Below are 15,352 nucleotides of genomic sequence, written 5' to 3'. Positions count from 1 at the left end.
CCCCCCCCCCCCCCCCCCCCCCCCCCCCCCCCCCCCCCCCCCCCCCCCCCGCCCCCCCCCCCCCCCCCCCCCCCCCCACCCCCCCCCCCAAGGGGGTGGGGTGGGTGGGGGAGGGGTCAGCCCAGGGAGGGGACGATGACGGCGCGCCCGTCGAGGGTGCCGGCGTGCAGCGCCTCGTACGCCTCCGGGGCGTCGCTCAGCGAGAACTCCTGCGTGTGCACGTCCAGCACCCCGCGGTGCGCCAGCGCCACCAGCTCGTGCAGCTCCGGCAGCGACCCCCAGTACGGGGCGCTGACGGCGGTCGCGAACGGCGTGCGGAAGAACCCGACGCTCGCCGCGCCCCCGCCGATGCCGACGATCGTCACGTCGCCCTCCACGGCCGCGGCCGCGATCGCCGTGTCGATCGTCGGCTGGGCGCCCACGAAGTCCAGGACCAGTTCGGCGCCGCGCCCGCCGGTCAGCTCCCGCACCGCCTGCGCCGCGGACCCGTCCGAGGTCAGCACGTCGTCGGCGCCGACCGAGCGGGCCAGCGCCAGCTTCTGCTCGCTGACGTCCAGCGCGACGACGCGGGCGGGGGACAGGTGCTTGAGCAGCTGGATGCCGACGTGCCCCAGGCCGCCGGCGCCGATGACGACGGCCGTCGAGCCCGGCACCAGCTTGCCCAGGGACCGCTTGACCGCGTGGTACGGGGTGAGCCCGGCGTCGGTCAGCGGCACGGTCTTCGCCGGGTCCAGGTCGCCGATGGGCACCAGGTGGCGCGGGGAGTCCACCAGCAGGTGCTCGGCGATCGCGCCGGGAGCCCCCAGGCCCGGCGGGACGATGCCCAGCTCCGCCGCCCGCGGGCAGTAGTTCTCCTTCCCCTGCACGCACGTGCGGCAGGTGCCGCACCCCCACGGCCCGTACACGATCACGTTCGTGCCGATCTCCAGCCCCTCCACGCCGGCGCCCACGGCGGCGACCCGCCCGGCGCCCTCGTGCCCCAGGGTCAACGGCAGGCCGTAGGTGTACTGCTCCTCGGGCAGCCCCATGACGAAGGCGTCGGAGTGGCACACGCCCGCCGCCGTCACCTCCAGCAGGACCTGCCCGGGGCCGGGTTCGGGGGTCGGCACCTCCACGACCTCCGGTGCCCGCCCGATCTCGCGGTACTGCAGCGCTCGCACGTCGTGCCTCCCTCTCCGGGGTCGGGGCCGTCCCGCCCCCACCCCCTCACCTACCCGTTCCGGTCCTGCTCGACCAGGACGGAGGTCCCGCGGTTTGGTGACGCTGCGTGATCAACGGCTGCAGCCGGGTGAAGGCTCGCCCGGGAGGTGGAGGCCGCGGACGCGCCGCCCGACAACCCCCTCGTGCCCATCGCCCCGCTGCACCGCCACGAGAGCGACCGGCTGGCCTCGGTGGCCAGCTACCGCGCCGCGGACGCCGTCGACGACCCCGCGCTGCAGGCGCTGGTCGAGGCCGCGGCCCGCGCCCTCGGTGCACCGCTGGCGGGCCTGGGCCTGATGGGCGCCGGCGAGCAGCACTTCCTCGCGCGCGTCGGCGTGCCGGTGGAGGTCGTGCCGCGGCACCTGTCGATGTGCACGCACACGGTCCACGACGCCCGGCCCGTCGTGGTGGCCGACACCTGCGCCGACCCCCGCTTCGCCGACCACCCCCTCGTCACCGGCGAGCACCACCTGCGCGCCTACGCCGGGGTGCCGGTGTTCGGCCGCGACGGGCTGCCGCTGGGGACGCTGTGCGTCCTGGACGTGCGCCCCCGGGGCTTCACCGACGGCGACGTGGCGCTGCTGGAGCAGCTGGCGCGCGCGGCCGCGGGCCTGCTGGAGCTGCACCGCCACGACGCGGGCGCCGGCCTGGCCGGGCGCGACGTGCTGTCCGAGAGCCTGCGGCTGCGCCGGGCCGTCGACGACGGCGAGCTGCGCGTGCACTACCAGCCGGTCGTGGACCTGCGCACCGGCCGGGTGGCCGCCGTGGAGGCCCTGGTGCGCTGGGAGCACCCCGAGCAGGGGCTGCTGCCCCCGGGGCGGTTCGTGCCGGTCGCCGAGACCAGCGGCCTCGTGGTCGCGCTGGGCCGGCACGTGCTGACCGAGGCGTGCCGCCAGGTGGCCGCCTGGCGGGCCACCGGGCCGGCCACCGCGGGGCTGCGCCTGGCGGTGAACGTCTCCGGGCGGCAGCTCGCCGAGCCCGGCGTCGTGGGCACCGTGCTGCGCGCCCTGGACGAGGCGGGGCTGCCCGCCCCCGCGCTGACGCTGGAGCTGACCGAGACGGCGCTGGTGCACGGCGCGGACGTGCAGCCCGCGCTGCGTCGGCTGCGGGAGGCCGGCGCGCGCCTGGCGCTGGACGACTTCGGCACCGGCTACTCGTCCCTGGCGTACCTGCGCGACTTCCCGGTGGACGAGGTGAAGGTGGACCGCTGCTTCACCGCCTCCCTGGGCGCCTCGGCACGCAGCGGCACCATCACCGCCGCCTCCGTCGACCTCGCGCACGAGCTGGGGTGCGAGGTCGTCGTGGAGGGCGTGGAGCACGCCGGGCAGCTCGGGCACGTGGCGGCCCTCGGCGCCCGCTACGCGCAGGGCTACCTGCTGGCCCGGCCCCGGGCGGCCGCCGAGTGCGAGCTGGACGCCTCCTGGCCGGTGCCCGTGGGTGCTGCCCGCAGCGCCTGCGCACCGGCGGTGCGGCGCTCCGGCGACGTCCTCCGTGAACTTCATCACGACGCAGCGTCGTAGACACCCCTGCGGCGGGCGCACCCCGCGGAGCTTGCGACACTGGAGCCCGTGACCGCGTCGACGCACCCCCCGGCGAGCCCCGACCGAGCCGCTGACGCCCCGGCCTCCGCCGCCCTGTTCGCGCGGGCGAGCACCGTGATCCCCGGCGGCGTGAACTCGCCCGTGCGCGCCTTCCGCGCCGTGGGCGGCACCCCCCGGTTCACCGCCTCCGCGCGCGGGCCTTACCTGCGCGACGCCGACGGCACCGAGCTCGTGGACCTCATCTGCTCCTGGGGGCCGATGATCCTCGGTCACGCCCACCCCGACGTGCTGGCCGCCGTGCGCGCCGCCGCCGAGCAGGGGTTCAGCTTCGGCACCCCCACCGAGCGGGAGGTGGAGCTCGCCGAGGAGATCGTCGCCCGCGTCGAGCCCGTCGAGCAGGTGCGCCTGGTCAACTCCGGCACCGAGGCCACGATGAGCGCGATCCGCCTGGCGCGCGGATTCACCGGCCGCCCCGTCGTGGTGAAGTTCGCCGGCCACTACCACGGCCACGTCGACGCCCTGCTGGCCTCCGCCGGCTCCGGCCTGGCGACGTTCGCGCTGCCGGACACCCCCGGCGTGACCGGCGCCTCGGCCGCCGACACGCTCGTCGTGCCCTACAACGACCCGCAGGCCCTCGCGGACGTCTTCGCGCAGCACGGCGAGCGCATCGCCTGCGTCATCACCGAGGCCGCCGCCGGGAACATGGGCGTGGTCCCGCCCGCACCCGGCTTCACCGCCGAGCTGCGCCGCCTGACCCGCGAGCACGGCGCCCTGCTGGTCTCCGACGAGGTCATGACCGGCTTCCGCGTCAGCCGCGCCGGCTGGTACGGCTTCGAGGGCCTCGGCCCCGAGCACGCCCCCGACCTGCTGACCTTCGGCAAGGTCATGGGCGGCGGCTTCCCGGCCGCCGCGTTCGGCGGGCGCGCCGACGTCATGGCGCACCTGGCCCCCGCGGGCCCCGTCTACCAGGCGGGCACCCTGTCCGGGAACCCCGTCGCCACCGCCGCCGGCCTGGCCACGCTGCGCGGCTGCACCGACGAGGTGTACGCCGCCGTGGAGCGCAGCGCCCGCACCGTGCGCGAGGCCGCGAGCGAGGCGCTCAGCGCCGCGGGCGTGCCGCACGTGGTGAACACCGCCGGCAGCATGTTCAGCGTCTTCTTCACCGAGCGCGAGCAGGTGCGCGACTACGACGAGGCCAAGCAGCAGGACCTCGGCGCGTTCCGCGCGTTCTTCCACGCGATGCTCTCGCGCGGCGTGCACCTGCCGCCCAGCGCGTTCGAGGCGTGGTTCCTGTCCGCCGCCCACGACGACGAGGCGCTCGGACGCGTCCTGGACGCCCTGCCGCACGCGGCGCGCGCGGCCGCCGAGGGGGCGGGGTCGCTGTGAGCGTGCCCGTCACCGGTTCCGGGGTGGAGCCCGGCCCGCGCACCGCCCCCGGCGCCGAGCCGCGCGCCGGGGAGCGCGCGGGCGCGCCGAGCACCGTGGTGCACCTGGTGCGCCACGGCGAGGTCCACAACCCCGAGCGCGTCCTGTACGGGCGGCTGCCCGGGTACCGGCTCTCCGAGCGCGGGCAGGCGATGGGGGCCCGGCTCGGCCTGCACTTCTCCACCCGCGACGTCGCGTCCGTGACCGCCTCGCCCCTGCAGCGCGCCCAGGAGACGGCCACCCCCATCGCCGAGGCCCTCGGCCTGCCGCTGGGCACCGAGGAGCGCATCATCGAGGCCGGCAACAGCTTCGAGGGGTTCCACGTCACCTCCGGCGCCGGCTCGGTGCGCGACCCGCGGGTGTGGCCGCGGCTGTGGAACCCGTTGCGCCCCAGCTGGGGGGAGCCGTACGAGCAGCAGGCCGCCCGCATGGTCGCCACCGTGCGCGACGCGCGCGACGCCTTCCCCGGCCGCGAGTCCGTCCTGGTCAGCCACCAGCTCCCGGTGTGGGTGACGCGCCTGCGCGCCGAGCACCGCCCCCTGTGGCACGACCCGCGCAAGCGGCAGTGCGCACTGGCGTCGGTCACGTCGCTGGAGTTCTCCGGCCGCCGCCTGGTGTCGGTGACGTACACCGAGCCGTGCGCCGACCTCCTCGTGGGCGCCGACCCCGTGCCGGGCGCCTGATGCGCCCGCCCCGCACCCGCCGCCCGGCGCTGGCCGGTGCGCTGCTGGCCGCCGCCGTCCTGGCCGGTTGCGGCGGCGGCGGCGACGGCCTGCCCGACGCGCAGGGGCAGAACTACATCGCCGGCGACGGCACCGTCGTGCAGACCCCGCCCGCCGAGCGCGGCGAGCCGATCACCTTCACCGGCGAGACGATCGACGGCGGGACGATCGACCTGGCGGACCTGCGCGGCCGGGTCGTGCTGCTGAACACCTGGTTCGCCGCCTGCGGCCCGTGCCGCGAGGAGGCCGACGACCTGCAGCAGGTGTGGGAGGAGTACTCCGACCGCGGCGTGCAGTTCGTCGGCATCAACACCTACGACACCGCCGCGATCGCGGAGTCCTTCAACCGCAGCCACTCCGTCACCTACCCCAGCGTGCTCGACGCCGGCTCCGGCGAGGCGATGCTCGCGCTGCGCGGCGTCGCCCCGCAGGCCACGCCCACCACGATCGTGCTCGACGCCGAGGGCCGGGTCGCGGCCCGCGTGTCCGGTCCGGCGCGGGCCTCGACGCTGGCCGGGCTGCTCGACGACGCCGGCGCCGCCCCCGCACCGGAGGCCACCGACCCGGCCACTGCCACCGACCCGGCCACGGCGGCGCCGGCGTGACGGGTGGGCTGCAGCAGACCGTCGCGGCCGGCCCGCTGCTGCTGGCGGTGCCGCTGGCGGTGCTCGCCGGGCTGGTCTCGTTCCTGTCGCCGTGCGTGCTGCCGCTGGTGCCGGGCTTCCTCGGCTACGTCACCGGCCTGACCGGCGAGGACCCCGCCCGGCAGCGGCGCGGGCGGATGCTGGCCGGTTCCGTGCTGTTCGTCCTGGGGTTCTCGGTGGTGTTCGTCCTGGTGAACTTCACCGTCGGCAGCCTCGGGGACGCCCTGGTGCAGTACCGCCCCGAGCTGCAGCGCGTGCTCGGCGTGCTCGTCGTCGCCCTCGGGGCCCTGGTGATCGCCGCGCCGCTGTGGGCGCAGCGCGAGGTGAAGGTGCGCTGGCGGCCCCGCGCCGGGCTGCTGGGTGCCCCGCTGCTGGGGGTCGTGTTCAGCCTCGGCTGGACGCCCTGCATCGGCCCGATCTTCGCAGCGATCACCGCCCTCGGCTGGCAGAGCGGCAGCGGCGGGCGCGCCACCGGCCTGGCCGTCGCGTACTGCCTGGGCCTGGGCCTGCCGTTCGTCCTCGTCGCCCTGGGCTACGAGCGGGGGATGCGCACCCTCGGCGTGCTGCGCCGGCACACCCGCGCCGTCAACGTCTTCGGCGGGGTGCTGCTCGTCGTGGTGGGGCTGCTGCTCGTCACCGACGGTTTCAACGCGATCCTGGGCTGGCTGCGCGGGCCCATCGGGAACTTCGAGACGGTGATCTGAGGCTCATGGCCGGCACGGACGAGACCCACCTGGACGACCTGCGCGACGAGTACCGCGACGCCCGGCAGCCCGCCGCACCCGCCCCCCGCGTTCGCCGGGGCCGGGCGCCGGCCCCGCAGGCGGCGCCGCTGGCCCCGCGGGAGTTCGCCCGCTACTGCTGGCGGCAGCTGACGAGCATGCGCACCGCGCTGTTCCTGCTGATGCTGCTGGCCGTCGCCGCCGTTCCCGGCTCGACGTTCCCGCAGCAGAACAGCGACCCCGCGGGCGTGGCGCAGTGGATGGCCGAGCACCCCACCGCCGGGCCGTGGGTGGAGCGCCTGCAGGGCTTCCACGTGTACTCCTCGGTCTGGTTCTCCGCGATCTACCTGCTGCTGTTCATCTCCCTCATCGGGTGCGTGGTGCCGCGCGTGGGCGTGCACGCCCGGGCGCTGCGCTCGAAGCCGCCGCGCACCCCCGCGCGCCTGGACCGGCTGCCCGAGCACCGCGCCGCCGCCCTGGACGCACCGCCCGCCGAGGTGCTGGCCGCGGCCCGCTCGGTGCTGCGCGGCCGCGTCGAGGTCCGCCCCGACGGGGGCGGCGGGTCCGTGGCCGCCGAGCGCGGCCACCACCGCGAGACCGGCAACCTGCTGTTCCACCTGTCCCTGCTGGGGCTGCTGTTCGCCGTGGCGTCCAGCTCCCTGTTCTCCTACTCCGGCCAGCGCCTCGTCGTGGAGGGCGGCACGATGGTCGGCACCACCTTCGACAGCTTCACCAGCGGCGTCGGGGCGGACGTGGGCGACGTGCCGCCGTTCACCCTGGAGCTGGACTCCATGGACGTCGCCTTCGAGGCGCAGCAGACCTCCCAGATCGGCGAGCCGCGCCGCTTCGCCGCGAACGTGACCATCACCGACGCGCCCGGCGAGCAGCCGCGCGAGGAGACCATCCGGGTCAACCACCCCGCCAAGGTCGGCGGCACCCAGATCTCCCTGTCCGGCAACGGGTACGCCCCCGTCATCGTCGTGCGCGACGGGCAGGGCGACGTCGTGCAGGACGGGGCGACGCCGTTCCTGCCGCAGACCGGCAACTACGACTCCACCGGCGTGGTGAAGGTCCCCGACGCCGTCGACGCCGCCGGGGACCCCGTGCAGATCGGCCTGTCCGGGGTGTTCCTGCCCTCCGCCACCGTCGACGCGGCCGGCTCGCCGGTCTCCGGCTTCCCGGACCTGGCCAACCCGGTGCTCGTCATGCAGGCCTTCACCGGCGACCTCGGCCTGGACGACGGCGCGGCGCAGAACGTCTACGAGCTCGCCGACGAGGGCCTGACCCAGGTCCTGGACGAGGACGGCCGCCCCTTCGCCATCCAGCTGCGACCCGGCGAGACCGTGGAGCTGCCCGACGGGCTGGGCACGGTCTCCTTCGAGGGCGTGCAGCGCTACGCCTCCTTCGACGTGCGCTCCACCCCCGGGCAGAGCGCGGCGCTGGTGTTCTCGCTGCTGGGCACGACCGGCCTGGTGCTCTCGCTGTTCCTGCCGCGCCGGCGCCTGTGGGTGCGGGTGCGCCCCGCCCCCGGCGGCGCGGGCAGCGCCGTGGAGGTCGCCGGCCTGGCCCGCGGCAACGACGCCGGCCTGGCGTTCGAGGTGGACGGGGCCCTGCAGCGGCTGCGCGCGGCGCTCGGGGGCCCCGGCGCGTCACCGCCACCCGGCCGGGTGGGCGACGATGGGCACGAGCACCAGCGCGACGACGATCGCGACGAGCGCGAGGCGCGGGCCGGGTCCCGCGCGGAGGAGGGACGATGACCGTCGACCAGAGCGTCGCGGAGGTCGGCAACCTGCTGATGTACGCGGCGATGACGGCCTACCTGGGGTCCTTCATCGCCTACGCGGCCGACCTCGCCGAGGGCGGCAAGGAGATCAAGGCCCGTGAGGCCCGGCAGGGCCGCCGCGCCGAGGCCGCGCGCGCCGCCGGCGGCGAGGCGGGCACCGTGCTGACCGAACCGGCCGCGCCGGCGCGCCGGCGCAGCCGCGCCGCCGCCGTGGGCACCTCGCTGTTCGCCGCCGCGACGCTGCTGCACCTGGGCTCGGTCGTGGCCCGCGCGGTCTCGGTGCACCGGGTGCCGTGGGGCAACATGTTCGAGTTCGCCCTCACCGGCTCCCTGGTGGTGTCGCTCGGGTACCTCGTGGCCGTGGTGCGCGCGCACCGCGCCGGGCTCGGCGGCGGGCGCGACGCCCGCTACCTCGGCACCTTCGTCGCCGGTCCGGTCCTGGCCACCCTGGGCATCGCGCTGCGCAGCTTCTACGTCGAGGCGTCCCAGCTCGTGCCGGCCCTGGACAGCTACTGGCTGATCATCCACGTGTTCGTGGCGATCCTCGCCACCGCCCTGTCCACCCTGGGCTTCTCCGCGACCGTGCTGCAGCTGACCCAGGAGAAGCGCGACCGGGTGCGGGCCGCCGGCAAGAACCCCGGCGGGGTCTTCATGGACGCCCTGCCCGGCGCTCTGGAGCTGGAGCGCACCGCGTTCCGGCTCAACGCGGTGGCCTTCGTCATGTGGACGTTCACCCTCATCGCCGGCGCGGTGTGGGCGCAGGTGGCCTGGAACCGCTACTGGAACTGGGACTCCAAGGAGGTGTGGACGTTCGTCATCTGGGTCGTCTACGCCTGCTACCTGCACGCGCGCGCCACGCGCGGCTGGGACGGGCGCCGCGCCGCGTGGCTGTCCGTGCTCGGCTTCGCCTGCATGCTGTTCAACTACCTCGTGGTGAACATCTTCTTCCCGGGCCTGCACTCGTACGCGGGGGTGTGACGTGGGCGCGACGCTGAAGTACACGGTCCTGCGGCTGGGTCTGTTCGTCCTGTGCCTGGTGGTCCTGAGCGCCCTCGGGGCGCGGGGCTGGCTGGCCCTGGCGGTCGCCGCCGTGCTCTCGGTGCTGCTCTCGCTGGTGCTGCTGCGCCGCCAGCGCGAGGAGATGGCCGCCCGCCTGCAGCAGCGCGTCGAGGGGCGCCTGCAGGCGGGGCAGCCGGGCGCGACGTCCGCCCGGGCGAAGGCCCGCTTCGACAAGTCCCGCTTCGCCCGCGGGGTGGAGACCGACAACGCCGCGGAGGACGACCCCCGCTGACCCCCCGACCACCGCGGTGATCTTGCAAGGTTGAGCACTCAACCGCGCAAGATCACCGCGGAGAGGGGCGTGCGGGGGAGGGTCAGCGCAGGGGGAGGTTCGGCAGCAGGTCGGGCACCTGGCGGTCCAGCTCGCGCAGGTCCACCACCTCCGGCACCGCCGCCGCCCGACCGGCCGCCTCGGCCTCGTCGGCCGAGCGCACCAGCACCTCCAGCACGCGGCGCACCAGCACCGGCTCGTCCGCCGTCGTCGCCCCCACCTTCGCCAGCACCTCCTCGTCGCACGTCACCACGTGCGAGGAGGACGTGCCCCCCGCCGTGGTGAGCGTCGCCGCGTAGCGGTGCTCCCCGTCCGCCTGCACGTCCACAGCACCCATGCCGCGCACCCTCGCAGACGTGCGCTCAGAGCGCGAGACCGAGCGCCAGCAGCGCCCCGGCGGCCAGCTCCAGCAGGCCCGTGTCCTTCAGCACCGGGATCAGGTCGCGCCCGGAGGCGCCGCCCAGGACCGTGCGCAGCGGCCGCACCGCCAGCGGCACCGCCACCAGCACCAGCAGCGACCACGGGTGCCACGGGGCGGTCGCCAGCGCCGCCGCGAACCCCCCGGCCACCAGCGCGGCGAACAGCAGGCGGCTGCGGTGCTCACCCAGGCGCACCGCCAGGGTCCGCTTGCCCGCCACCGCGTCGGTGGGCACGTCGCGCAGGTTGTTCGCCACGAGGATCGCGCACGCCAGGAACCCCACGCAGAACGCCCCGGCCACCGCCTCGCCGCCCACCCGGTCCACCTGCACGTACGTGGTGCCCAGCACCGCCACCAGCCCGAAGAAGACGAAGACGAACACCTCGCCCAGCCCGGCGTAGCCGTAGGGGCGCTTGCCGCCCGTGTAGTACCAGGCCGCCGCCACCGAGGCCGCCCCCACCAGCAGCAGCCACCAGTGCTCCGTCAGCGCCGCCACCGCCAGCCCGGCCAGGGCCGCCACCGCGAAGCACGCGAACGCCGCGTCGCGCACCGTGCGCGGGTGCGCGGCGCCGGAACCCACCAGGCGGAAGGGACCCACCCGGTCGGCGTCCGTGCCGCGCACACCGTCGGAGTAGTCGTTCGCGTAGTTCACCCCCACCTGCAGCGCCAGGGCCACCACCAGCGCCAGCACCGCCGGCACCCACGCCACCGCCCCCAGGGCCGCGGCCGCCCCCGTGCCGACCAGCACGGGCGTCAGGGCCGCCGGCAGCGTGCGCGGGCGGGCCGCCGAGACCCACTGCCCGGCGGTGGGGCGGTGGCGGGGCGCGGCCGCGGACGGCAGCGGCACGGCGGAGGACGGCAGGGGTTCAGCGGGGTCGGGCACGACCGTCCATGGTGCCAACCGCTCGCGGCTCCTGCCGTCGCGGGTCCTGTCGTCACCCCTGGTGCCGGGCCCGCGGGGGTGCGGGTGCCGGGCTCTCCGCCCGCGCGCTGCGGTTCGTGCACCACGTCACCGGGCGTCCGGAGCCCGCCCCGCGCACTGGGGCGAGGATCGCACCCGCTCGCGGGCGGAGAGCCCGGACGCGGCACCCCCTCGCCACCCGGACGCGGACCCGACCCCGGCACCGGACGGGTCCCGCCCTCAGAGACCGCGCAGGAAGTCCTCGTCGTCGTCGGGCCCCTTGGGGCGGGGTCGCGGCGCCGGCCGGGTGCCGCGCCCGGGCGCGCCCGCGACGGGCCGGCCGGCGAGCAGGTACGCCACGGCCCCGAGCAGGGGCAGGAACAGCACCGCCAGCAGCCAGCCCCAGCGGGGCAGGGCGCGGACCTCGCCGTCGCCCGCCTGCACGATGCTCACGACGCAGTACACGGTCAGCCCCAGCGCGAGGAGCACCGGGAGGACGCTGCGCACCGTCGCACACCTCCTCGATCCGGTCCGGCTCCGACGCCGGACCCCTCGGCACGACGAACGGGCCTGCGGTGCGGTTCCCGCGCCGCTCAGCGCGGCCCGGTGCCGGTGGCCAGCGCCCGCAGCGCGGCCCGGTCCGGTTTGCCGGGCCCGCGCAGCGGCAGGGCGTCCAGCACGAGCAGCTGGCGCGGTGCCGCGTGCGCGGCGAGGCGCGCGCGCACCGACCGCCGCAGCTCCTCCAGCGCGGGGGCCGCTCCCGGCAGCGGCACGACCGCGGCGACCACCCGCTCGCCCCACTCGGGGTCCGGCACCCCGACGACGACGACCTCGGCCACACCCGGAGCGTCGGCCAGGGCGTCCTCCACGAGCGCCGGGGCGACCTTCAGGCCGCCGGTGGTGATGAGGTCGTCCAGGCGGCCGGTGACGCGCACGAGGGGGCCGTGCGCGTCGCGGGTCAGCGCGGCGGCGTCGTCGGTGCGGAAGGTGCGCGCGCCGCCGGGGCCGGTGCGGAAGGACGGGTGGGCGGGCGCGCCGCGGTAGCCGCGGGCGACGACGGGGCCGGTCAGGGTCAGGCGGCCGTCCTCCTCCAGGGCGGCGTCCACCCCGTCCAGGGGACGGCCGTCGTACACGCACCCGCCGCACGTCTCGGACGCCCCGTAGGTGGTGACCACGCGCACGCCGGCGGCGCGGGCGCGCGCCAGCAGCGGGGCGGGGGTGGCGGCGGCGCCGACGAGGACGGCGGAGAACGCGGTCAGCGCGGCGGTGGCCTCTGCGCCGGCGTCCAGCAGCCGCACGAGCTGGGTGGGCACCAGGGAGGTCAGCAGCCGCCCGGCGGTGGTCGCGGCGGTGGCCGCGGCGAAGGCGGCCGGGTCGAACCCGCTGGCGCCGTCCACGACGACGGGCTCGGTGCCGGCGCGCACCGAGCGCAGCAGGACCTGCAGGCCGGCGACGTGGTGGGCGGGCAGCGCCAGCACCCACTGCTCGCGCCCCGCCGCGGCGGCCGGGCCGGCGAGCCGCCGGGCGGTGGCGTCGGCTGAGGCGCGCAGCGCACCGGCGCTCAGCAGCGCGCCCTTGGGGGTGCCGGTGGAGCCGGAGGTGGCGACGACGAAGGCCGTGGGATCGCCGGGGTCGTCCTCGCCGGGGGCCAGCGCTTCCCCGGTGCGCAGCGCGGGGTGGGGGGGCGCGTCCTCGGCGTGCGGGTGCCAGGCGCTCGCGGACCGGCCGGCCAGGGCGTCGGCGAGGACGGGGAGCAGGTCGAGCGCGCGCCGCCCGGGGGGCACGGGCAGCGCCCGCAGCAGCCGGGGCGGCGCGGGGGAGGGCACCGGCGGGGAGGGCACCCGCCGAGGGTAGGCCGCTCGTGCCGCGCCCCCGCCGGGGATCGACGAGCGAGGAGGCGACGTTGAGTAGTGAGATGATGACACCAAGTGCCGATCAGTGGTGCACCAGGGCCGGTGACTGCTCCGGTCGCGGGAAGTCCGTGACGAATCGCCTCATCGAGCGTGACCACTCGTGATCGGAGTGTCAGGATGGCCCCGCTCGGGCCGGGGGAGGGGATGACGGTGAGCAGCACTGTTCAGGACCGGCGCCCGCTGGCCAGCGTCGTCTACGACGGCCTCGTCACCCTCGCCGCCGCCTGCACCGTCGTGGTCGCGGCCGTCGCCTTCGCGCGCACCGCTGACGCCGCCGAGCTGCACCGGTTCGGCTGGTGCCTGCTCATCGGCTTCCCGCTCGTGCAGCTGATGACCCGCTTCCCCTTCCAGGTCAACACCCGGCACGCCGGCGTCGAGGTCCAGTTCGACGTGGGCGTCCTCGTCTTCCTGCTGTGCTTCGCCCCCGCGTGGACGGCCACGCTCGCCTGGGCGCTGTGCGTGATCCCCACCAACCTCACGCAGCGCAAGAGCTGGGTCAGCCGCGTCTTCAACGCCTCCATCGGCGTGCTGTTCGCGCCCGTGGCGATCGGCGTCACGCACCTGTTCGGCGCGGGGTCCGGCCGCAACGCCGTCGACGCCTCCGGCGGGCCGTCCGAGCTGCTCGCCGTGGCCGCCGCCGTCACCGCCGTCTTCCTCGTCGACCTCCTCGTCTCCGCCGTCTCCGTCGCCGTGCAGCAGGGCACCCGGGTGCGCGCCGAGCTCTCCGACGGCGGCACCTGGCTGGCCGGCGCGGCCGCCCTCGCCGTCGGGGCCGTCGGGTACCTCGGCGGGCTCGTCGAGGAGCAGCTCAGCCCGTGGGCCGCGGCCCTGCTCGCCGTGCCCATGGTCGTCACCCTCATCGCCACCCGCGCCATGCGCACCACCCGCGACGTCGCCCGCCGCACCGAGGCCCTGTTCGAGGCGGCCACCGCCCTGCACACCCTGGGCCGGCGCGCCGACCTCGCGCGGGCTCTGGCCAAGCACGCCCGCATGGTCGCCGGCACCCCCGCCGCCACCGTCCGCTCCGTCGGGCCCGGCGAGGACGAGATCGGCGTGCCCGTCGTCGCCGGGGACGGCCAGATCCTCTACGTCACCGCGCCCCGCAACCGCGACGCCGCCCTGCGCGCGGCCGACGAGAAGGCCCTGGAGGCCCTCGCCTCCGTCGGCGAGGCCGCGTTCTTCCGCGTCGGCGCCAACGAGGAGATGCACGGCCTGGCCCGCCGCGACGTCGTCACCGGCCTGCCCAACCGCCTGCAGTTCTCCGAGCGCCTCGCCCTGGAGCTGGAGCGCGCCCGCGAGGGCGGGCGCCTCGACGAGCTCGCCGTGCTCTACCTCGACCTCGACGGCTTCAAGGGCGTCAACGACCGCTTCGGTCACGAGGCCGGCGACGAGCTCCTGCGCCTGGTCGGCGCCCGCCTGCGCGACACCCTGCGCGGCGGCAGCACCGTCGCCCGCCTCGGCGGCGACGAGTTCGCCGTCCTGGCCCCCCGCTGCCCCGACGTCGAGGGCCTGTGCCGGCGGGTCCTCGCCGCGCTGCGCGTCGAGGTGCGCATGCGCGGGCACGTCGTGCGCGCCCAGGGCAGCATCGGGTGCGCCCGGCCCCGTCCCGGCGACGACGTCGGCACCCTGCTGCGCAACGCCGACACCGCCATGTACCGGGCGAAGGCGGCCGGCAAGAACCGCTGGGTGCAGTTCCGCCCCGAGCTGCTGGAGGAGGAGATCGCCCGCCTGCAGGTCATCGAGGACCTCCAGCAGGCCCCCGCCGACGCGTTCGTCGTGCACTACCAGCCGATCGTGGACCTCGCCACGTCCGAGGTCGTCGCCGTGGAGGCCCTGGTGCGCTGGCGCCGCGACCGCGGCGACGGCGTCGAACCCCTCGTCGGGCCGGAGGAGTTCATCGGCCTGGCCGAGCGCTCCGGCACCGTCGTCGGCATCGGCGACGCCGTCCTGCGCACCGTCGCCCGCGACGCCGCCGGCATGCCGGTCCACGCCGGCCGTCGCCTGGACCTCATGGTCAACGTCTCACCCGTCCAGCTGCGCCACCCCGACTTCACCACCCGGGTCGCCGCGGCCGTGCGCCAGGCGGCCGCCGCCGGCAGCCGCCTGCACCTGGAGATGACCGAGAACGTCATGATCGACGACGACACCGTCGAGGTCCTGCGCGAGCTCGCCGAGACCGGTGCCCTGCTCACCATCGACGACTTCGGCACCGGGTTCTCCTCCCTCGGCTACCTGCGGCACCGCCCGTTCTCCTCGTTCAAGATCGACCGCAGCTTCGTGCGCGACATCGCCACCGAGCCCACCGCCCGCGCCCTCGTCGAGGGCATGGTCAAGATGGGCCAGGCCCTCGGGCTCTCGATCGTCGCCGAGGGCGTCGAGGAACCGGGGCAGGCCGCGATCCTGCGCCAGATGGGGTGCCCGCTCGCCCAGGGGCACCTGTACTGCCGCCCGATGCCCCTGGAGCAGCTGCACGCCTTCCTCCAGCGGCCCGTCGCCCGGCCCCTCATCGCCTGAGCTGCGTCTCCCGCGTCTTCCGCGTCTCCCGCGTCTCCCGCGTCTTCCGCGTCTCCCGCGTCTCCCGCGTCTTCCGCGTCTCCCGCGTCTCCCGCGCCTTCCGCGTTTCCCGCGTCTTGGTGGTCGCCCGGGGTGCCGGGTCCGCGGGGTGCACGGGTGCCGGGCTCTCCGCCCGCGCGCTGCGGTTCGTGCACCACGTCACCGGGCGTTCGGCGCGGGCTCCGGACGCCCGGCACCCG

Annotated in this window: 14 protein-coding genes; 9 read left to right on the top strand and 5 right to left on the bottom strand. The window is 76.5% G+C overall.

Annotated elements, in window-relative coordinates:
- Nucleotides 1-116: 116 nt before the first annotated feature.
- On the bottom strand, nucleotides 117-1,160 hold the full coding sequence (locus ACRYR9_RS17815) for an NAD(P)-dependent alcohol dehydrogenase (RefSeq protein ID WP_432498404.1): 1,044 nt from the start codon (nucleotides 1,158-1,160) through the stop codon (nucleotides 117-119).
- Nucleotides 1,161-1,343: 183 nt separating this feature from the next.
- Between ACRYR9_RS17815 and ACRYR9_RS17810 the strand changes: the two genes are divergently transcribed.
- Genes ACRYR9_RS17810 through ACRYR9_RS17775 form a run of 8 tightly spaced genes read left to right on the top strand, consistent with a single transcriptional unit; the run spans nucleotide 1,344 to nucleotide 9,328 of the window.
- On the top strand, nucleotides 1,344-2,720 hold the full coding sequence (locus ACRYR9_RS17810) for a sensor domain-containing phosphodiesterase (protein WP_432498401.1): 1,377 nt from the start codon (nucleotides 1,344-1,346) through the stop codon (nucleotides 2,718-2,720).
- A gap of 48 nt (nucleotides 2,721-2,768) precedes the next feature.
- Nucleotides 2,769-4,127 carry a glutamate-1-semialdehyde 2,1-aminomutase gene (hemL, locus tag ACRYR9_RS17805; protein ID WP_432498399.1) on the top strand — a complete coding sequence of 453 codons (1,359 nt, stop codon included), beginning with the start codon at nucleotides 2,769-2,771 and terminating at the stop codon, nucleotides 4,125-4,127.
- 2 nt (nucleotides 4,128-4,129) lie between these two features.
- Entirely contained in the window at nucleotides 4,130-4,849 is a 720-nt protein-coding gene (locus ACRYR9_RS17800) for a histidine phosphatase family protein (protein WP_432498408.1), read from the top strand.
- On the top strand, nucleotides 4,849-5,493 hold the full coding sequence (locus tag ACRYR9_RS17795; protein ID WP_432498396.1) for a TlpA family protein disulfide reductase: 645 nt from the start codon (nucleotides 4,849-4,851) through the stop codon (nucleotides 5,491-5,493). Before ACRYR9_RS17800 ends, ACRYR9_RS17795 begins: the two co-directional genes overlap by 1 nt.
- Nucleotides 5,490-6,236: a cytochrome c biogenesis CcdA family protein gene (locus ACRYR9_RS17790; RefSeq protein ID WP_432498394.1), complete on the top strand. Its 747-nt coding sequence runs from the start codon at nucleotides 5,490-5,492 to the stop codon at nucleotides 6,234-6,236. The genes ACRYR9_RS17795 and ACRYR9_RS17790 overlap by 4 nt, the downstream gene beginning before the upstream one ends.
- A gap of 5 nt (nucleotides 6,237-6,241) precedes the next feature.
- Nucleotides 6,242-8,011, top strand: a complete 1,770-nt coding sequence (resB, locus tag ACRYR9_RS17785; RefSeq protein WP_432498391.1) for a cytochrome c biogenesis protein ResB — start codon at nucleotides 6,242-6,244, stop codon at nucleotides 8,009-8,011.
- Nucleotides 8,008-9,015: a c-type cytochrome biogenesis protein CcsB gene (gene ccsB / locus ACRYR9_RS17780; RefSeq protein WP_432540204.1), complete on the top strand. Its 1,008-nt coding sequence runs from the start codon at nucleotides 8,008-8,010 to the stop codon at nucleotides 9,013-9,015. Before resB ends, ccsB begins: the two co-directional genes overlap by 4 nt.
- Before the next feature lies 1 nt (nucleotide 9,016).
- Nucleotides 9,017-9,328, top strand: a complete 312-nt coding sequence (locus tag ACRYR9_RS17775; RefSeq protein ID WP_432498386.1) for a DUF4229 domain-containing protein — start codon at nucleotides 9,017-9,019, stop codon at nucleotides 9,326-9,328.
- An 82-nt stretch (nucleotides 9,329-9,410) separates the two neighbouring features.
- Here the strand turns inward: ACRYR9_RS17775 and ACRYR9_RS17770 are convergent, their stop codons facing one another.
- From ACRYR9_RS17770 to menE, 4 genes are all read right to left on the bottom strand, one after another.
- Nucleotides 9,411-9,704: a hypothetical protein gene (locus tag ACRYR9_RS17770; protein ID WP_432498383.1), complete on the bottom strand. Its 294-nt coding sequence runs from the start codon at nucleotides 9,702-9,704 to the stop codon at nucleotides 9,411-9,413.
- 25 nt (nucleotides 9,705-9,729) lie between these two features.
- Nucleotides 9,730-10,647 (bottom strand): 1,4-dihydroxy-2-naphthoate polyprenyltransferase, encoded by a 918-nt coding sequence (locus ACRYR9_RS17765; RefSeq protein ID WP_432498406.1) that lies wholly within the window; start codon nucleotides 10,645-10,647, stop codon nucleotides 9,730-9,732.
- Between the two features lie 279 nt (nucleotides 10,648-10,926).
- Nucleotides 10,927-11,193 (bottom strand): PLDc N-terminal domain-containing protein, encoded by a 267-nt coding sequence (locus ACRYR9_RS17760; protein WP_432498381.1) that lies wholly within the window; start codon nucleotides 11,191-11,193, stop codon nucleotides 10,927-10,929.
- Nucleotides 11,194-11,279: 86 nt separating this feature from the next.
- The gene (gene menE, locus ACRYR9_RS17755; protein ID WP_432498379.1) at nucleotides 11,280-12,527 is read right to left on the bottom strand and encodes an o-succinylbenzoate--CoA ligase; all 1,248 of its coding nucleotides are present in this window, start codon (nucleotides 12,525-12,527) and stop codon (nucleotides 11,280-11,282) included.
- A gap of 222 nt (nucleotides 12,528-12,749) precedes the next feature.
- On the opposite strand from menE, the gene ACRYR9_RS17750 reads away from it, so the two are divergent.
- A complete protein-coding gene (locus tag ACRYR9_RS17750) occupies nucleotides 12,750-15,113 on the top strand; it encodes a putative bifunctional diguanylate cyclase/phosphodiesterase (protein ID WP_432498377.1) in 2,364 nt (787 codons plus the stop codon).
- The last annotated feature ends 239 nt before the right edge of the window (nucleotides 15,114-15,352 follow it).

The sequence above is a fragment of the Kineococcus auxinigenes genome, from assembly GCF_050871525.1.
Classification (GTDB): Bacteria; Actinomycetota; Actinomycetes; order Actinomycetales; family Kineococcaceae; genus Kineococcus.
Note: the sequence above shows the minus strand (reverse complement) of the source record. Positions and strands in the feature narration are given on the sequence as shown.